Genomic DNA, 16,367 nt, shown 5'->3' with positions numbered 1-16,367 from the left:
GTATGGCGATATTTCTTCGTTACCACCACAGAGCTGCCATTTTTACTTTATGCACGGCCCACGGGAGCCGCGTCAAGATTTTGCCGAGACCAATTCATGCGCCTGCTGCTAGTTGAAGACGAACGCGAAATGGCAGCAGCCCTGTCCGCCGCGCTTCACCGGTTCGATATCATCGTGGACAATGTCGGCACGCTCGACCTTGCCCGTCATGCCATCATGGACGGTGTCCACGATCTTGTCGTGCTCGACCGGCAATTGCCCGATGGAGACGGTATCCAGCTTATAGAGGATCTGCGCGTTTTACCGGTCACTCCGCCGATCATCGTATTGACGGCGCAGGGCGCACTTGCTGACCGCGTGAAGGGCCTGAACCTCGGTGCGGATGATTATCTGGCCAAGCCCTTTGCCGTCGAAGAACTTCTCGCCCGTATCCGCGCCCTGATGCGACGACCCGCCAGCGCGGTGACGATGACGGCGAAGCTGGGCAAGCTGGAATTTTGCTTCGAAACCCGTGAAGTCCACATAGCGGGCGAGTTTCTTGCCCTGACCAGGCGGGAACTACTCATTCTTGAAGCGCTGTTGCGGCGGCAGGGCAGAACGGTTCTACGTTCGCTGCTGGAGGAAGCCGTTTATAATTTCGATGATGAAATCCAGTCCAATGCCCTTGATTCCCACATTTCCCGTTTGCGCCGCAAATTGCTGTCCGCCGATGCGGGGGTGGAGGTCCATGGCATTCGCGGCGTCGGCTATCTTTTGAGAGCGACATCATGAAACCGGCCAAGAGAAAATCGCTCAAGCGCCGCCTGACCATTCAATTACTGCTGTTCCAGATCGGCAGCCTTTTCATCGTCAGCGCCGGCTTCGTCGCCTATCTGTCCACCGGCGGCGGAAGCAGCGCACTGCTCAGTCCACAGGCAGCCCAGATTACCGCCAATACGCTGGTGCGGGACAAGGATGGCCGGCTGGTTCTGAAGGAAACGAGTGAATTCACGCAATTGCGCAGTAGCACACCCGACTTCTGGTTCGCCGCCGTCAGCGAAACGGGAGAGGTCATACAGGGTGGGCAAGTCCCCGAAGCATTCAGCAACATGGGTCAGCAGCTTAGCGATATCAGGCTCTCGGATATACGCGAGGCGGCGTTGTCCTATTCCTATCTCGCCGTCGTGCGTATTGCCATCGTTCGCCGCGTTTCCGGGCCGGCCGGTGAATTCGCCATGATCGGTAAAGGCGGACCGTTCAGCATGACATTCCCCGTCCTGCTGTTTTCCAACATATTGATCATGCCGATCCTCATTCTCATGTCGATTGTCACAATCATGACCATTCCCTGGATCATTCGCAGGGAATTTCTCGCCCTCTCCGCCATTGCACGCACGGCAGAGACCATCGATATCGACAAGCGCGGATATCGATTGCCGGATGGCGATATTCCAAGAGAGGTGCAGCCGCTTGTGCATGCCGTCAACGGCGCGCTGAAACGGCTGGACGATGGCTACGAACGGCACAAGCGCTTCATTCTCGACGCTGCCCATGAATTGCGAACCCCCGTCGCCATTCTCCAGACCCGCGTTGAAACGTTGCTGGACGGCCCGTCCCGGAGCAGGATATTGGCTGATGCCAGCCGCATTGCCGTGCTGGCCGAACAATTGCTTGATCTGCAGCGTCTCGGCGGACAGAAAGCGCCGCTTATTCCGCTTGATCTTGTCAGCCTGTGCAGGTCGGTCGTTGCTGACATGGCGCCGCTTGCCATCTCCCAAGGCTATGAGCTTTCTTTCGAGCCGGAAGAAGAACCAATCCTTGCTCTGGCCGATGACACCTCATTGCAACGCGCCCTTATGAATATCGTGCAGAATGCCATCGAACATGGCGGCAATCGCGGAACGATCACCATAAAGGTCGCCGCCAATCGCGTTATCGACATATGCGACGAGGGCAGTGGGATTCCAGAAGAGGACCGGGAGCTGGTGTTTGATGCATTCCACCGTTTGAGGCCGAAAGATCGCGGCACCGGGCTCGGCCTCAATCTCGTTCAGGAAATCATCCGTTACCATGGTGGAGAAATCACCATCAGTGATTCATCCACCGGGGGTGCCTGTTTCCGTATCAGCCTCCCCTATTGCTGACACACCGTTTTTCGCAAAAAACTGCTTTTCGAAAAAACCCGTAATGCCGGTGTAATTCACAGGCGCGATATTTTGCCTGTCCCCAACGATGCGACACCCCAATCGCATTTTTGGTCGTCCGGTCAAGCGAAAGGCCTGTTGTGTTTCGCACAACAGGCCTTTTGTTTTTCTTCGTGCGGCTTACGCCGACATTAATCCGCTCAGCGTGGCAATAGGCTTGCACCCATCAGGGCTTCATCGATCGCACGCGCCGCCTGACGGCCTTCGCGGATCGCCCAGACCACCAGCGACTGGCCGCGGCGAACGTCGCCCGCCGCCCACAGCTTATCGACGGAGGTTTTGTAGTCGGTCTCGTTGGCGATCACATTGGTGGAGCCGCGACGGTCGGTGTTGAGCGCCAGCTTGCCGTTCATTTCCTTCAGCACGCTATCGGTGAAGGGACCGGAGAAGCCAATGGCGATGAAAGCGAGATCAGCCTTGATGATGAATTCCGTGCCGGCAATCGGCTTGCGGCGGTCATCCACCTGACAGCACTTCACGCCGGTCAACACGCCGTCTTCACCGACGAACTCAAGCGTCGCCACCTGAAATTCGCGAATGGCGCCTTCGGCCTGCGAGGACGAGGTGCGCATCTTGGTTGCCCAGAAAGGCCAGACCGCCAGCTTGTCTTCCTTTTCCGGCGGCATGGGACGAATGTCGAGCTGGGTGACCTTCACCGCGCCCTGACGGAAGGCGGTGCCGACGCAGTCGGACGCCGTATCACCGCCGCCGACAACGACAACATGCTTGCCACCAGCGAGGATCGGATCGGCCGGCCAGCCGACGCTGTCGATGTTCTCACGGCCGACGCGACGGTTCTGCTGCACGAGATACGGCATGGCGTCGTAGACACCATGCAGATCTGCGCCGCCGATGCCGGCAGGACGAGGAGTTTCCGAACCACCGCAATAAAGCACCGCATCATGATCAGCCAGGAGCGCCTCGACGGTCACATCAACGCCGACATTAACGCCGTAATGGAAGGTAACGCCTTCGCCCTTGATCTGCTCGACGCGGCGGTCGATGAAGTTTTTCTCCATCTTGAAATCCGGAATGCCGTAACGCAGCAGGCCACCAGCCTTCGATTCACGCTCATAAACGTGCACCTCGTGACCGGCGCGGCCAAGCTGCTGAGCGGCCGCCATGCCGGAAGGGCCGGAACCGATGATGGCGACCTTCTTGCCGGTGTGGATCGTCGCCGGCTTCGGCACGATGAAACCCAGCTCATAGGCCTTGTCGGCGATCGCCTGTTCGACGGTCTTGATGGCGACCGGCGCATCTTCGAGGTTCAGCGTGCAGGCTTCCTCGCACGGCGCGGGACAGACGCGGCCGGTAAATTCCGGGAAGTTATTGGTCGAGTGCAGGTTGCGGATCGCCTCTTCCCAATTGTTGTTATAGACCAGATCGTTCCAGTCGGGGATCTGGTTGTGCACGGGACAGCCCGTCGGGCCGTGACAATAGGGAATGCCACAATCCATGCAGCGTGCCGACTGCTTCTGCACTTCGGCATCCGACATCGGAATGGTGAATTCGCGGAAATGGCGGATACGATCCGATGCGGGCTGATACTTGCCCACCTGCCGGTCGATTTCCAGAAAACCTGTTACCTTGCCCACGTTTATGTCCTCACATCAAAGCGGAGCGCCTGTCGGGCCCCAGTACCAGTAAGCGAAACCGAAAGCCGCCCCCAATACGATGAACTCAAATCCGATCTCGCCGCTCGTCCAGTAGATCGCCGTGGGAACGGCGACCGCGATCAACAGCGAGACCAGTTGGTGTAGTATCTTCACGCGGCGGGTTACTCCGCTGCCACGCCCATCTTCATCCGCTCCATGTCCTCAAGCGCACGACGGTACTCGACCGGCATGACCTTGCGGAACTTCGGGCGGAACTCGCTCCAGCGGTCGAGTATATCCTTGGCGCGCGCTGAGTTCGTATAGTGGAAGTGGTTGGAGATCAGCTGATAGAGGCGCTCCTCGTCGTGGCGCGTCATGTCCTCGGAAACGTCCACACGTCCCTTGTGCATGAGGTCGCCGCCGTGATGGTGCAGCTTTTCCAGCATGTCGTCTTCTTCCGGAACCGGCTCCAGTTCGACCATGGCCATGTTGCAACGGGTGGCGAAATCGCCCTTTTCGTCAAGAACATATGCCACGCCGCCGGACATGCCGGCCGCGAAGTTACGGCCGGTTTCACCGAGAACGACGACGATGCCGCCGGTCATATATTCGCAGCCATGGTCGCCGACACCCTCGACAACCGCGACAGCACCGGAGTTGCGCACCGCGAAACGCTCGCCCGCCACTCCGCGGAAATAGCACTCGCCGGTGATCGCACCGTAAAGCACGGTATTGCCGACAATGATCGAGTTTTCCGCGACAATCCGGGCGTTTTCCGGCGGGCGTACGATGATGCGGCCACCCGAAAGGCCCTTGCCGACATAGTCATTGCCGTCGCCCACCAGATCAAAGGTGATGCCACGTGCCAGGAACGCACCGAAGGACTGACCGGCTGTTCCCTTGAGGGTGACGTGGATCGTATCGTCCTTCAGGCCCTTATGGCCCCAGCGCTTGGCAAGCGCACCTGACAGCATCGCGCCAGCGGAACGGTCGACGTTCTTGATCGGCACTTCGAACACGACAGGCTCGCGGTTTTCGAGCGAGGGCAGCGACTTCTCGATCAGCTTGCGGTCGAGAATATCGTCGATCGGGTGCTTCTGGCGCTCGGTCCAGAAGGTTGCTTCCTTGGGAGCCTCGACCTTGTGGAAGATGCGGCTGAAATCCAGCCCCTTGGCCTTCCAGTGCGCCAGCATCTCATCTTTTTCGAGCAGTTCGGAAGCGCCGATGATCTCGTCCAGCCGGGTAACGCCAAGCGAGGCCAGGATTTCGCGCACTTCTTCGGCAACGAAGAAGAAATAGTTGATGACGTGTTCCGGCGTGCCCTTGAAGCGCTTGCGCAGAACCGGGTCCTGCGTCGCAACGCCAACGGGACAGGTGTTGAGGTGGCACTTGCGCATCATGATGCAGCCCGCCGCAATCAGCGGCGCAGTGGCAAAGCCAAATTCATCCGCACCGAGCAGAGCGCCGATGATGACGTCGCGGCCGGTCTTCAGACCACCATCCACCTGCAGTGCCACGCGTGAGCGAAGGCCGTTCAGCACCAGCGTCTGCTGGGTTTCTGCAAGGCCGATTTCCCAGGGGCTGCCCGCATGCTTGAGCGAGGTGAGCGGCGAAGCGCCGGTGCCGCCATCGAAGCCGGAAACGGTGATATGGTCGGCGCGCGCCTTGGCAACGCCGGCCGCAACCGTGCCGACGCCCACTTCAGACACCAGTTTCACCGAAACATCGGCTTCCGGGTTGACGTTCTTCAGATCGTAGATCAGCTGGGCCAGATCTTCGATCGAATAGATATCGTGGTGCGGCGGCGGCGAGATGAGGCCAACGCCCGGCGTCGAATGCCGGGTCTTGGCAACCGTTGCATCCACCTTGTGGCCGGGCAGCTGACCGCCTTCACCGGGCTTTGCGCCCTGCGCCACCTTGATCTGCAGCATGTCGGCATTGACGAGATATTCCGTCGTCACACCAAAGCGGCCCGAGGCAATCTGCTTGATGGCCGAGCGTTCCGGGTTCGGCTTGCCGTTGAGCAACGGCAGGTAGCGGTCGGATTCTTCGCCGCCTTCGCCGGTGTTCGACTTGCCGCCGATGCGGTTCATGGCGACGGCAAGCGTCGTATGCGCCTCGCGGCTGATGGAACCGAAGGACATGGCGCCCGTCGAGAAACGCTTGACGATATCAGCTGCCGGTTCGACATCATCGATGGAGACCGGCTTGCGGCCGAGTGCTTCCGCTGACTTGACGTTGAACAGGCCACGAATGGTGTTCATGCGCAGCGCCGTGTCATTCACCATGCCGGCGAATTCGCGGTAGCGATCCTGGCTGTTGCCGCGCACGGCATGTTGCAGCGAAGCGACGGCATCCGGCGTCCAGGCGTGGCTTTCACCACGCATGCGGTAGGCATATTCGCCGCCGATATCGAGCGTGTTGGCAAGGATCGGGTCCTTGCCGAAGGCCGCCGTGTGGCGCGTTACGGTCTCTTCCGAAATTTCTGTCAGGCCGACGCCCTCGATGGAGGTAGCGGTACCGAAGAAATATTTCTCGACGAATTCCGAAGACAGGCCGATGGCGTCGAAGATCTGCGCGCCGCAATAGGACTGGTAGGTGGAAATGCCCATCTTGGACATGACCTTGAGAATGCCCTTACCAACCGCCTTGATGTAGCGATAAACGACTTCGTCGTCGGACACTTCCTTCGGGAAGGCGCCGTGCTTGTGCATGTCGAGCAGCGTATCGAAAGCGAGATAGGGGTTGATCGCCTCGGCACCATAACCGGCGAGCAGACAGAAATGGTGGATTTCGCGCGGCTCGCCGGTTTCCACCACGAGACCGACCGAGGTGCGAAGACCCTTGCGGATCAGGTGGTGATGCACGGCAGCCGTCGCCAGAAGTGCCGGGATCGCGATACGATCAGGGCCGAGCTGGCGGTCGGAGAGAACGATGATGTTGTATCCGCCGCGTACGGCCGATTCAGCCCGCTCGCACAGGCGGTCGAGCATATCGGGCATGCCTTCCGCGCCACGCTCCACATCATAGGTGAAGTCGAGCGTCTTGGTATCGAAACGGTCTTCCGTGTGGCCGATGGAGCGGATTTTTTCCAGATCGCCATTGGTCAGGATCGGCTGGCGCACTTCCAGACGCTTGGCGCGGGCAGCCCCCTCGTGATCGAGAATGTTGGGGCGCGGACCGATGAAGGACACGAGGCTCATCACAAGCTCTTCGCGGATCGGGTCGATCGGCGGGTTCGTCACCTGCGCGAAGTTCTGCTTGAAATAGGTGTAGAGCAGCTTCGACTTATCCGACATGGCCGAGATCGGCGTATCGGTACCCATCGAACCGATGGCTTCCTGGCCGGTCGTCGCCATCGGCGACATCAGCAGCTTCGTATCTTCGCTGGTGTAGCCGAAGGCCTGCTGGCGGTCGAGCAACGACACGTCGCGGCGCAGCGCGCGCGGTTCCACCGGCTTCAGCTCTTCAAGGATGAGCTGCGTGCGGTCGAGCCAGGTGCGGTAAGGGTGCTTGGCGGCAAGCTCGTGCTTCACTTCCTCGTCGGAAACGATGGAGCCCTTTTCCATGTCGATCAGCAGCATCTTGCCGGGCTGCAGACGCCACTTCTTGACGATGCGCTCTTCCGGCACCGGCAGTGTGCCGGCTTCCGACGCCATGATGATGCGGTCGTCGTCGGTGACGAGATAACGCGCCGGGCGCAGGCCGTTGCGATCAAGCGTCGCGCCGATCTGCTTGCCATCGGTGAAGGCGACGGCGGCCGGGCCGTCCCACGGCTCCATAAGTGCCGCGTGATATTCGTAGAATGCCTTGCGCTCGGCCGACATGGACTGGTTGCCGGCCCAGGCTTCCGGGATCAGCATCATCACGGCATGGGCCATGGAATAACCGCCGCGCACGAGGAATTCGAGCGCGTTGTCGAAACAGGCGGTGTCCGACTGGCCTTCATAGGAAATCGGCCAGAGCTTGGAAATATCGTCGCCGAACAGTGCAGAGGAAACCGACGCCTGACGCGCCGCCATCCAGTTGACGTTGCCGCGCAGCGTGTTGATTTCGCCGTTATGGGCGACCATGCGGTAGGGGTGCGCGAGCTTCCACGACGGGAAGGTATTGGTCGAGAAACGCTGGTGCACGAGGGCGACGGCGGATTCAAAACGCGGATCGGCCAGATCCTTGTAGTAGGCCCCAACCTGATAGGCGAGGAACATGCCCTTATAAACGATGGTGGAGGAGGAAAGCGACACGGGATAGAAATCCTGTGTCTCCTTGCCGCCGCCCTCGTCATAGATGCGGTTGGACAGCACCTTGCGGATCAGGAACAGCTTGCGCTCAAAATCGGCATTGGTCGCTGCTTCGCGCCCCGCACCGATGAAGACCTGAACATGGTGCGGTTCTGTCCCGGCAATATCCGGGGCCTTGGACAGCGAAGAATTGTCAACCGGCACATCACGGAAGCCGAGAAACTGCTGTCCCTCCTCGCCGATGACATCGACGATGACTTTCTTGTAGTGCTCGATGCGGGACGGATCGCGCGGCATGAAAATGTGGCCAACGGCATATTCACCAGCCTTCGGCAGCGTCACGCCCTGGCCCGCCATTTCCTCGCGGAAGAAACGGTCGGGGATCTGCACGAGAATGCCGGCACCATCACCCATCAGCGGATCGGCACCGACAGCGCCGCGATGCGTCAGGTTTTCCAGAATGAACAGGCCGTCCTTGACGATCTGGTGCGACTTCTGGCCCTTCATATGGGCAACAAAGCCGACGCCGCAAGCGTCATGTTCATTGGCGGGATCGTAAAGACCCTGCTTTTCCGGCAGGCCGCCCGCGAAACGCGCTTTCGCAGAAACGGGTGCGGCCACAGCCGCGGTGGGACAGTCTGTGGTCAGGGTTGCGGCGGCGATCTCTGCCTGCGGCTTGTGCGTCATGTTTGTCCCTCCTGCAAAATTACTTGCATGGTTTCATGCGAAGATCCGGCTCGACCACGAATTCTCGCTTCCAGCAAAAATCGCACTCAACCCGGCTCGATCAAATTTAGGACAGCAAAGCTGTCTCAATTCACAAGGATTTTGGCAGAAACCGGCGAAATTGGCAAGGGTGCGAATCCAATTAGTCGGACCGTCCTTTTGCAGCGAAGTTTCGATACTGACCTATTGCGCGAAACTTTCTTGTCACAAAACCGGCCGAGCTATTGCTTTCATTACCGGATTTGCCAATCGCAAGGTTAGGTCCTAGAACTTTCCCCGTCATCGCTTCACGCAGCCCCAAAACAGACCCTCAGCTATCGGAAAGCCTTCAGAGATGTTTTTTGCTTCAGACAATTGGGCTGGCGCCCATCCGGCCGTCAACGAACGGCTTTCGCGGGAATCCACCCGCTTTGCCGCCGCTTACGGCACCAGCGAACTCGATCTCTCCATCGAAAAGCGCTTCAACGAGATATTCGAGCGCGAGGTCGCTGTGTTTTTCGTCGCCACTGGCACGGCGGCCAACTCGCTTTCGCTGGCCAGCATCGCCCGCCCCGGCGGCCTGACCTTCTGTCATTCGGAAGCCCATGTGATCGAAGATGAATGCGGCGCGCCTGATTTCTTCAGCGGCATGCGCATGGTCGCCGTCGAAGGGCCGGATGGCAAGATGCTGCCGGAAAACCTGATCGAACGTATCGCGCGTTATCCGCAGGACGCCGTTCACCATGGCCGCGCCGCCGCCATCACCATGACGCAGGCAACCGAGGCCGGCACGGTCTATACGCTCGATGAAATCGACGCCATCGCCAGGATCGCCAAGGACAACGGCCTGCCACTGCATATGGATGGCGCGCGTTTTGCCAATGCGCTTGCCGCACTCGGCACCACGCCGGCCGAAATGACCTGGAAACGCGGCGTCGACGTCCTGTCTTTCGGCGGCACGAAAAACGGCTGCTGGTGCGCGGAAGCGATCGTCTTCTTCGATCCCTCACTCGCCCGGGACTTCTCCTTCCTGCGCAAGCGCACCGCCCAGCTTTTTTCGAAATCGCGGTTCATCGCCGCGCAGTTCGAAGCCTATCTGCAGGACGATCTGTGGCTCGGTCTCGCTGGCCACGCCAATGCCATGGCCAACCGGCTGCGCGCCGGCTTCGGCTCGCTCAACAGCGCCCGCCTCGCCTGGCCGACACAGGCCAACGAAGTGTTCGCCATTCTGCCGAAAGCAGCCGCCGAAGCCGCAACGGCCAAAGGTGCGAAGTTCTATGACTGGCTGGAGCCGCGCGATATGCCGGAAAAGGTCGGCAAAGACGAAGTGCTGATCCGCATGGTCACCAGCTTTGCGACGACCGAGGCCGACGTGGACGAATTCCTGTCGATCTGCGCCTCTGTCTGACACAACATTTGAGGGCGTCCCATAACGGCGCCCTCAAACCTCCTGAAGCCGGTAACCGACACCGGTTTCCGTCAGGATATAACGTGGCTGGTCCGGGATTTTTTCGATCTTCTGGCGGAGTTGACGCACATAGACCCGCAAATATTGCACGTCGGTCAACTCATCCCACGCATGCTCAAGCAGAAATCGGTGCGTCAGCACCTTGCCCGCATGCTGCACCAGAACCCGCAAAATATCATACTCCTTGGGCGAAAGTTTCACCTCACGGTCCTCCACCTTGACGATGCGCCGGACAAGATCGACCGAAAGATCGCCGGTTTGGAATACCGGTCTTTCCCCCTGGCTCTGCAGGCGGTGGCGCAGGGCGACGCGGATGCGGGCGACAAGCTCGTTCATGCCGAAGGGCTTGCTGATGTAATCATCCGCCCCCAGTTCCAGCGCCTTGACGATACCCGCCTCATCCGTGCGGCTGGAGAGAATGATGACCGGCAACGCCAGTCCTTCGCCACGCCATTTGGCCAGAAGATCATGCCCCGACATGTCAGGCAGGCCCAGATCGAGAACGACGAGATCGGGCTTGTCCTGCTCGACGAGCTCCATCGCCACTTTGGCATTCATGGCCTCGCTCACCGCATATCCTTGCATCGACAGCCCCACCCGCAAAAGCTTGCGGATCGGCGGTTCATCGTCAACGATCAGAATGCGGACGGCGGAATTGGTCATTCCCGATCTCCCTTAGCGGCACGACAAAGCATGTGAATGATTCTCTTCTGAAATCGCGCCCTAATCATGATCTAGCACGGGAGCGTCAGGGGAAGCGGGCAGGCTTATGATAAATTGCGCGCCTGAGCGACCTGACCTGTTCTCCGCCCGGATCGACCCGCCCATGGCCTCGATGAAACCCTTGCAGATGGATAGCCCGAGACCCGTGCCGGCCTGCACATGGTCCACCTTGCGCACCCGGTAAAAACTGTCGAACACCCGCTCCGTATCATCAGGGGGGATGCCCGGTCCCTCATCCGCAACGGACAGGAGGACATGCCTGCCCTGTCTCCACCCTCTGATCTCGATTGCCGTCTGTTCAGGTGCGTATTTGGCTGCGTTGTCGATCAGATTAAACAACACCTGCTCGAAAAGCACCGGATCGACCTTCAACATCGGCAGATCGGAGGGAATATCGAGAATGATCTCATGCCGGACGACGATTTTCGCCGCGCGTGAAAGCGCCGTACCGACCATATCGCCGACAAAATACAGCCCGTAATTCGGTTCCATCGCGCCTGAGCCAATTCGTGTCATATCCAGCAGATTGGAGATGAAACGGTTCAGCCGCTCGGACTCCTCAATGATCGTCGAAAGTAACTCAGTGCGTGCATCGGGCGGGATGTCGTCGGCAAAATCCTTGAGTGTTCCGGCAGACCCCAGAATGGCGGCAAGTGGCGTCTTCAGGTCGTGGGAAATGGAGGTGAGGAGAGCGGTGCGCAGCCGGTCGGTTTCCGCCGCGAGCCTTGCCCGGTCAACATCCGAGACAAGCTGGATACGTTCAACGGCAAGCCCCGCCTGATCGGCCAGTGCATCGAACAGCCGCTGCTGTTCGGGTGTCAAAAGCGGGCCCACCCGGTCGTCATCCAGCCCCACCACGCCGATGGCGCCGCTGCCGGTGCGCAACGGCAGATAAAGGCGCTTGGCACCCGGCAGCGTATCCGCGCCGCGACCGGTGGCTCTGTTATGCTCCCATGCCCATTGCGCAGCGGCAATATCGGCATCCGCCAGCGTATCATCCGGCGGATAACCCGCCTTGACGGTAATCGTATTGTTTTCCGGCAGCAGCAGAACGACCCGGACCTTCAGCATCGAAGCCATCTGGTAGGCGGTAGCCCACAACACATCATCCAGTGTGCCCGTGCCCGCCAGTTTTTTCGAGAACAGATAGAGGTCCTCGGTCGTGCGTGCCCTCGCCCGCGCCGACGCCGCCTGCCGCTGCACCGCGACGGCCAGATTGGAGGCAACCAGGGCCACCCCGAAATAAAACAGCAGCGCCACGACACTGTCCGGCGCGCTCACCGTCAGCGTGTAACGCGGCTCCAGAAAGAAGAAGTTGAAGGCGAAGGCGCCAAGCAGCGAGGCATAAAGTGCCGGCCCCAGCCCGCCGCGCACGGCCGCAGCCAGAACCGCCATCAGGAAGACCAGCGCCAGGTTCCGGACGTCGAGCATCTGGTCCAGCCCGATGCCGACAACGATAGCCACCGCCACCAGCAGCGTACTGCTGAGATAGGCCTTGATCCGATTGCCAAGGCGCGGAGATGCCTGCTTTACCGTCGGCGCCGGCTTTTCCGCCGTCTTGTCGCCGGAAATGACGTGGACGCTGATATCACCCGCATGGTCGATCAGTTCATGGGTGAGCGAGCGCTGGAACAGGCGCTGCCACCAGTTCTTTTTCGGACGACCGATGATGATGTGAGTGAAATTATTGGCGTTTGCATAGGCGATGATCTCGCGTGTCAGATCAAGTGCCGGCAGGGTTATCGTCTCGCCGCCCAGCTTCTCGGCGAGCCGCATGGTGCCCGCCAGCCGGTCCTTCTCCGCCTCCGATAATTGCTGCGAACGCGGCGTATCGAGATGCAGCGCCGTCCATGGCGCGCGCAGCCGGTCTGCCTGCCTTCGGGCATAACGCACCAGACCCGGGCCATTGCCGCCGTGGTCCAGACAGACCAGAACCCGGTCTCCCGCGGCCCATGGTCCGGAAATGGCGTGCGACTGCATGTGGTTGAGCAATTGCTCATCCACCCGCTGCGCCGTGCGTCGAAGCGCCAGTTCACGCAACGCCGTCAGGTTGCCGCGCGAAAAATAATTCTCGATGGCGCGCCGCGCGGTGCGGGGCATGTAGACCTTACCATCCTGCAGGCGTTTCAGCAGATCGTCGGGGGTGATGTCGATGATTTCGACATCGTCGGCCCTGTCGATGATGCTGTCAGGCACGGTTTCTCGCACACGGATGCGGGTGATCTGCGCCACCACATCATTCAGGCTTTCGACATGCTGGATGTTCAACGTCGTATAGACGTCTATTCCCTGTGCGAGGATTTCCTGAACATCCATATAGCGCTTGGGGTGGCGGCTGCCGGCGGCATTGGTATGGGCCAGTTCATCGACCAGCACCAGCGCGGGGCGGCGGGCGAGTATCGCATCGAGATCCATCTCCTCCAGTATCTGACCGCGATAATCGATGCGCTTGCGGGCGATCACCTCCAGCCCTTCAACCAGCGCCTCGGTTTCTCGACGGCCATGGGTTTCCACGACGCCGATAATGGTGTCGACGCCATCCGCAAGCTTCGCACGGCCGGACATCAGCATTTCATAGGTCTTGCCGACGCCGGGGGCTGCACCCAGAAAAATCTTCAGCCGGCCCCGTGCCTCGCGCCGGGCATTTTCCAGCAGCGCATCGGGCGACGGTCGGCTCGGCATATTGCTGATATCGTCAGGCATATAACCCACCAGTGGTCGAAGCTATGGCTTCCGAAGAAGCCATAGCCATTTCAGTTCATGAGCCGGCTGCGTCAAGAGCCATGTTGAGCGCCAGTACATTTACGACGGGTTCCCCCATGAAGCCCAGTTCCGGTCCCTCGACATGGCGCTGGACGATGGCACGCAACGCGGTTTCATCCATGCCCCTTGCCTTTGCGACGCGCGCAACCTGAAAATAGGCGGCATCAGGCGAAACATGCGGGTCAAGACCGCTGCCCGATGCCGTCACCAGATCGGCCGGCACTTCGCCTGCCGGGTTTTCGGCTTTCGCGGTCTCATAATCCTGCTTCACCCGGTCTATCAGCTTGGCGCTGGTCGGGCCAAGATTGGAGCCGGAAGAGGCGGTGGCATTATATCCGTCACCAGCGGCCGACGGCCTGCCGTGGAAATATTTCTCACCGGTGAAGGCCTGTCCGATCAATTGCGAACCCACCACGCTGCCGTTTTTCTCGATCAGGCTGCCATTGGCCTGAAAGGGAAAGAGCGCCTGCGCAAGGCCCGTCATGCCCAGCGGATAGGCAAGGCCGGTGATGGCGGTGGTGGCAAGGATCAGCACCAGTGCGGGACGAAACTGTCTAAACATTGTCTTTACTCCTCAGGCAAGACCGAGCGCCGTAATGGCGAGGTCGATGGCCTTTATGCCGATAAAGGGAACGATGATGCCGCCGAGGCCATAAATGACCAGATTGCGGGACAGCAGCGCGCCAGCACCGATCGGGCGGTATTTGACACCCTTCAGCGACAGCGGGATGAGCGCGATGATGATCAGCGCGTTGAAGATGATGGCGGAAAGGATCGCGCTTTGCGGCGTCGAAAGCCCCATGACGTTCAGGACGCCAAGCTGCGGATAGAGCACCAGGAACATTGCCGGAATGATGGCGAAATATTTGGCGATATCGTTGGCAATGGAGAATGTCGTCAGCGCGCCGCGCGTCATCAGCAACTGCTTGCCGATCTCGACGATCTCGATGAGCTTGGTCGGGTCGCTGTCGAGATCGACCATATTGCCCGCCTCGCGCGCCGCCACCGTGCCGGTGTTCATGGCGACGCCGACATCGGCCTGCGCCAGCGCCGGGGCGTCGTTGGTGCCGTCGCCGCACATGGCGACGAGTTTGCCCTTCGCCTGCTCCTCGCGGATCAGTTCCAGCTTGTTTTCCGGTGTCGCCTGGGCGAGGAAATCATCGACGCCTGCTTCCGCCGCAATGGCAGCAGCCGTCATCGGATTGTCGCCGGTGATCATGACGGTGCGGATGCCCATGCGGCGAAGCTCGGCGAAACGTTCGCGAATGCCGCCCTTGACGATATCCTTCAGCTGCACGACGCCGAGCAGTTTTCCGTCCCGCACCACGGCAAGCGGCGTACCGCCAGCCTTGGCGATCTCTTCCGCGATGGCACGGATCCCACGCGTGGCATCGGTTTCGGTTTTGACGGCCAACGCCGCATTGCCCTGTTGTGCAACGCCGCCATCGACATAGTACAGCACGGCATCGACCGCACCCTTGCGAATGGAGGCGCCCTCAAAATCGACGCCGCTCATGCGGGTCTGGGCGGTGAATGGCACGAAGGTGGCATGCAGCTTCTGCATGTCGCGGGCGCGGATACCGTATTTTTCCTTGGCGAGAACGACGATGGAGCGGCCTTCCGGCGTCTCATCGGCAAGCGAGGCGAGCTGTGCGGCATCGGCAAGCTCCTGCTCGGAAACGCCGGCGATGGGCCGAAACTCGGTCGCCTGCCGGTTGCCAAGCGTGATCGTGCCGGTCTTGTCGAGCAGCAACGTATCAACGTCACCTGCCGCTTCGACGGCGCGGCCGGACATGGCAAGCACGTTGAAGCGCACCAGCCTGTCCATGCCGGCAATACCGATGGCGGACAGAAGAGCGCCGATGGTTGTCGGGATGAGCGTCACGAACAGCGCTACCAGAACGATGATCGGGATGGAGCCACCGGCATAGGTCGCGAAACTTGGAATCGTCGCGGTGGCCAGAACGAAGATCAGTGTCATGCCCGCGAGCAGGATGTTGAGCGCGATCTCGTTCGGTGTCTTCTGGCGCTCGGCACCTTCGACCAGCGAAATCATCCGGTCGAGGAAGGTGGAGCCGGCGGCAGCGGTGATGCGCACCCTTATCCAGTCCGACAAAACCTGCGTGCCGCCTGTGACAGCCGAGCGGTCGCCGCCGGATTCGCGGATAACCGGGGCGGATTCACCTGTTATCGCTGCCTCGTTGACGGAGGCGACACCTTCGACGACTTCGCCATCCGAGGGGATGATATCGCCGGCTTCCACCAGTACGACATCGTTGACCTTCAGGCTTGTGCCCGCCACCATCTTGTACTGGCTGCGGTCATCGCCGGTCAGCAGTTTCGCCTGGGTTTCGGTGCGGGTCCGGCGCAGTGAATCCGCCTGCGCCTTGCCGCGCCCTTCGGCAACGGCTTCGGCAAAATTGGCAAACAGCACGGTGAACCAGAGCCAGAGATTGATCTGGAAGGAAAAGCCGAGATTGCCGCTGCCGATGATCAGATCGCGGATGAAGAGCACGGTCGTCAGCACCGAGACCGTCGCCACGACGAACATGACCGGGTTGCGGGCAAGCGTGCGCGGATTGAGCTTTTTGAATGCGGCGGCAATGGCCGGTACGAGAATGCGAGAATCGAGGATGCTCGCTTGTTTGGACTGGCTCATGAAGAGGCTCCAGCGTTTGAAACAGGGCGA

10 protein-coding genes are annotated in these 16,367 nt (G+C 60.2%); 3 read left to right on the top strand and 7 right to left on the bottom strand.

The window, feature by feature from the left end:
* Positions 1–96 precede the first annotated feature (96 nt).
* The gene (locus QSV77_RS14750; RefSeq protein ID WP_271361852.1) at positions 97–771 is read left to right on the top strand and encodes a response regulator transcription factor; all 675 of its coding nucleotides are present in this window, start codon (positions 97–99) and stop codon (positions 769–771) included.
* Positions 768–2,123: a HAMP domain-containing sensor histidine kinase gene (locus QSV77_RS14745; protein WP_302734055.1), complete on the top strand. Its 1,356-nt coding sequence runs from the start codon at positions 768–770 to the stop codon at positions 2,121–2,123. The genes QSV77_RS14750 and QSV77_RS14745 overlap by 4 nt, the downstream gene beginning before the upstream one ends.
* Positions 2,124–2,323: 200 nt before the next feature.
* Here QSV77_RS14745 and QSV77_RS14740 read toward each other — a convergent pair whose 3' ends face one another.
* From QSV77_RS14740 to gltB, 3 genes are read right to left on the bottom strand one after another with little or no spacing between them, the layout of a single operon-like run.
* Complete coding sequence (locus QSV77_RS14740) at positions 2,324–3,778, bottom strand: glutamate synthase subunit beta (RefSeq protein ID WP_046799952.1); 1,455 nt, start codon at positions 3,776–3,778, stop codon at positions 2,324–2,326.
* 15 nt (positions 3,779–3,793) lie between these two features.
* Positions 3,794–3,952, bottom strand: coding sequence for a hypothetical protein (locus tag QSV77_RS14735; RefSeq protein ID WP_156393940.1), 159 nt, complete (start codon positions 3,950–3,952; stop codon positions 3,794–3,796).
* Positions 3,953–3,960: 8 nt separating this feature from the next.
* Entirely contained in the window at positions 3,961–8,706 is a 4,746-nt protein-coding gene (gltB, locus tag QSV77_RS14730) for a glutamate synthase large subunit (protein WP_302734054.1), read from the bottom strand.
* A gap of 373 nt (positions 8,707–9,079) precedes the next feature.
* Between gltB and QSV77_RS14725 the strand changes: the two genes are divergently transcribed.
* Entirely contained in the window at positions 9,080–10,132 is a 1,053-nt protein-coding gene (locus QSV77_RS14725; RefSeq protein ID WP_302734053.1) for a low specificity L-threonine aldolase, read from the top strand.
* Positions 10,133–10,165: 33 nt separating this feature from the next.
* On the opposite strand, the gene QSV77_RS14720 is transcribed toward QSV77_RS14725, so the two are convergent.
* From QSV77_RS14720 to kdpB, 4 genes are read right to left on the bottom strand one after another with little or no spacing between them, the layout of a single operon-like run.
* On the bottom strand, positions 10,166–10,855 hold the full coding sequence (locus tag QSV77_RS14720) for a response regulator transcription factor (RefSeq protein WP_302734052.1): 690 nt from the start codon (positions 10,853–10,855) through the stop codon (positions 10,166–10,168).
* A gap of 60 nt (positions 10,856–10,915) precedes the next feature.
* Positions 10,916–13,618, bottom strand: a complete 2,703-nt coding sequence (locus QSV77_RS14715; protein ID WP_302734051.1) for a sensor histidine kinase KdpD — start codon at positions 13,616–13,618, stop codon at positions 10,916–10,918.
* A 55-nt stretch (positions 13,619–13,673) separates the two neighbouring features.
* Positions 13,674–14,240 carry a potassium-transporting ATPase subunit KdpC gene (gene kdpC, locus QSV77_RS14710; protein ID WP_302734050.1) on the bottom strand — a complete coding sequence of 189 codons (567 nt, stop codon included), beginning with the start codon at positions 14,238–14,240 and terminating at the stop codon, positions 13,674–13,676.
* A 12-nt stretch (positions 14,241–14,252) separates the two neighbouring features.
* Positions 14,253–16,337 (bottom strand): potassium-transporting ATPase subunit KdpB, encoded by a 2,085-nt coding sequence (kdpB, locus tag QSV77_RS14705; protein WP_302734049.1) that lies wholly within the window; start codon positions 16,335–16,337, stop codon positions 14,253–14,255.
* Positions 16,338–16,367: the final 30 nt, after the last annotated feature.

Origin of the sequence: Agrobacterium sp. V1 (assembly GCF_030518355.1) — a bacterium.
GTDB lineage: Bacteria > Pseudomonadota > Alphaproteobacteria > Rhizobiales > Rhizobiaceae > Agrobacterium > Agrobacterium cucumeris.
The sequence above is the reverse complement of the archived record's forward strand: the minus strand, read 5'-3'. Positions and strand labels throughout refer to the sequence as shown.